The sequence below is a fragment of the Sutterella sp. genome (genome assembly GCF_052272535.1).
Classification (GTDB): domain Bacteria; phylum Pseudomonadota; class Gammaproteobacteria; order Burkholderiales; family Burkholderiaceae_F; genus Sutterella.
Map to the genome: position 1 here is coordinate 1 of NZ_DAVZJY010000306.1, position 2,257 is coordinate 2,257.

General features: G+C 64.2%; 2 protein-coding genes. Both read right to left on the reverse strand.

Going from position 1 to position 2,257, the window contains the following annotated elements; translation table 11 throughout:
• Positions 1-62: 62 nt before the first annotated feature.
• Positions 63-413 carry a cytochrome c3 family protein gene (locus ACT6Y9_RS10530; protein ID WP_295478979.1) on the reverse strand — a complete coding sequence of 117 codons (351 nt, stop codon included), beginning with the start codon at positions 411-413 and terminating at the stop codon, positions 63-65.
• Positions 414-435: 22 nt separating this feature from the next.
• Positions 436-1,926 (reverse strand): FAD-dependent oxidoreductase, encoded by a 1,491-nt coding sequence (locus tag ACT6Y9_RS10535; protein WP_295478978.1) that lies wholly within the window; start codon positions 1,924-1,926, stop codon positions 436-438.
• Positions 1,927-2,257: the final 331 nt, after the last annotated feature.

Here is a 2,257-nt window from a genome sequence, read left to right on the forward strand (position 1 = left end):
CCGAAGGGCTTCCCTCGCGAATCCGGCCCCAACCCGGCTCAGATCCGCGCCAGAAAGGGCCACTAGCTGTGAGGAACCTTGAGCTTGAACTGATGGCACTGGTCGCACATCAGCTCGGACTTCTGGTGCCCCTTGTGGCATTCGGTGCAGTTCACGTCGCCGAGGTGCGAGTGGTGCGGATTCGGCTCGACCTTGGCGGTGGCCTGCGCGAGCTTCTCATAGCTGTGGCACTGCTTGCAGACGTCCTTCTTCACCTTCGTGCCCTGGACCGGAGCGGTCTTGTGGCAGGTCTCGCACTTCTGACCGTGCGCGAGGTGGAAGTCGGCGGTAAAGTCGCCCGCGAAGGCGGCCGAGGTGAACGCAGAGCCGAAGCAGAACGCAGCGGCGAGCGCGATAAGGGTCTTCTTGGTCATTTTTACAATCACTCCCGTTCGATTAGTTCTTCTTCGCCTTGGCGCGGGCGGCCATTTCGCGCGCAGCGATGCGGCCGAACACGGTGGCCGCGCCGAGCTGGGCGCCGCCGGCGTAGTTGAAGCAGAAGATGCCGCCCGCAGCGTTGCCCGCGGCGTAGAGGCCCGGGATGCTGTTGCCGTCGAGGTTCTGGATCTCAGCCTTGACGTTGATGAGCGGACCGCCGAAGGTGGCCGTCATGCCGCCCTGGAAGGGAACGGCGTAGAACGGAGCCTCGGCGACGGGATGAGGCTTCTTGTAGGTGTTGGGCGGGGTCATGTCCTCGAGCTTGCCGGCGGCGAGGGCGTCGTTGTAGGCCTTCACCTCCTTCAGAACGTTCTTCGCGGGGAGGTTGACCTGCTTGCAGAGCTCTTCGAGCGTGTCGGCCTTGCCGTACGGGCTGTGGAGGCGGTCGAACTTGGCGATCACCTTGTCGAGCACCGGGCAGTTCTTGTCGACGATCACCCAGGCGGTGTTGTCCGGGGTCATGAGCGCGGTCGTGCGGGCCTTCACCACGTAGGTGTTGTTCTCGTCCATGAAGCGCTTGCCCTGGGTGTTCACCTGCACGCCGTAGCCGGAGTTGAGCACGTCGGCGGGATTGACGTGGGTGAGGCCGATGATCGGGCCGCAGTGGAACTGGTCCATGTTCACGAACTTCGCGTAGAGCGGCAGCGAGAGGGAGATGTTCTCGCCGGTCGTGGACTTCGAGCCGCGCAGCACCATGCGGGTGGCCCAGCCGCCGATGTAGCGGTCGACCATCTCGGGGTTGGCGGAGAAGCCACCGGTCGTGAGGCAGACGCCGCCCTTGGCGAGCCATTCCTTGCGGCCTTCGTCGGAGAGCGTGACGCAGCCCGTGACGCGGAAGTGGTCGTCGTGGAGCAGCTCGATCACCTTGTGCTCGTACTTGATCTCGATGCCGCGCTTCTTGGCGGCGGCGAGGAGGTCCTGCACCAGGCGGGCGCCGCCCGTGATGCCCTGGCCGAGCACGCGGCAGGTGCGGCCGAGACGCGGATACGGCATCGGCTTGATCTTGCCGAACTTCACGCCGATTTCGCTCTCAAGCCAGTCGATGCCTTCGGAGATGTTGTCCGTGTAGCAGCGGTTGAGCGCCTTGTCGCCCATCTGCTTGGAGATGTCCATCATCATGGCGTAGAAGTCTTCCGCCGTGTCGGTGATGCCCTGCTCCTTCTGATGGCGCGTGCCCCAGCCGCAGACCGAGCCGAGAGCGAAGATGGCGTTGCCGTCGGGACGGTCGCGCTTTTCAAAGAGCACCACCTTGGCGCCGAGATCGTGCGCGGTGATGGCGGTGATCAGGCCCGCGGGGCCGGCGCCGGCGACGATCACGTCGTACTCGGCGGCCTTCTGGGTCTTCGCCTTGGCCTCAGCGGCCGTCGAAATGCCGGCCACGCCGGCGGCGGCGGCGCCGAAGAAGGAGGTCTTCAGCAGACCGCGACGGCTCATATCCGTGTTGGACATTCTTGTATCTCCTAATTGTCCCGCGCCGGCCCCTGAGTAGTTGGGAGTCGAACCGATGCGGGCTCCTTTTTTTTTCAGCTTGCAAGATCGGAACGCAGCAGGCGTCGTCATGATGCGTCGTCTCTGCGGGCCCGCGGGAAAGGGAGGGGCCGATGGATTCCGGGAGAGAATCCGCGCGAGACGCTTCTTGGGGTCGTCCTGCGTCCACGGCCGATATTTTCGCTCATGCGGACCACTACGTAGTTCTGCGCTGGATCAAACTCCCTTCAGATGCGCTTAAGGTTGCGCACAAAAAAGGAGCCGGCGCCCGCTTCCGGACGACGGCTCCCAC

Excerpts from the sequence above, each read along its gene's own strand:
- ACT6Y9_RS10530 (WP_295478979.1), bottom strand. The coding sequence starts at position 413 with ATGACCAAGAAGACCCTTATCGCGCTCGCCGCTGCGTTCTGCTTCGGC.
- ACT6Y9_RS10535 (WP_295478978.1), bottom strand. The coding sequence starts at position 1,926 with ATGTCCAACACGGATATGAGCCGTCGCGGTCTGCTGAAGACCTCCTTC.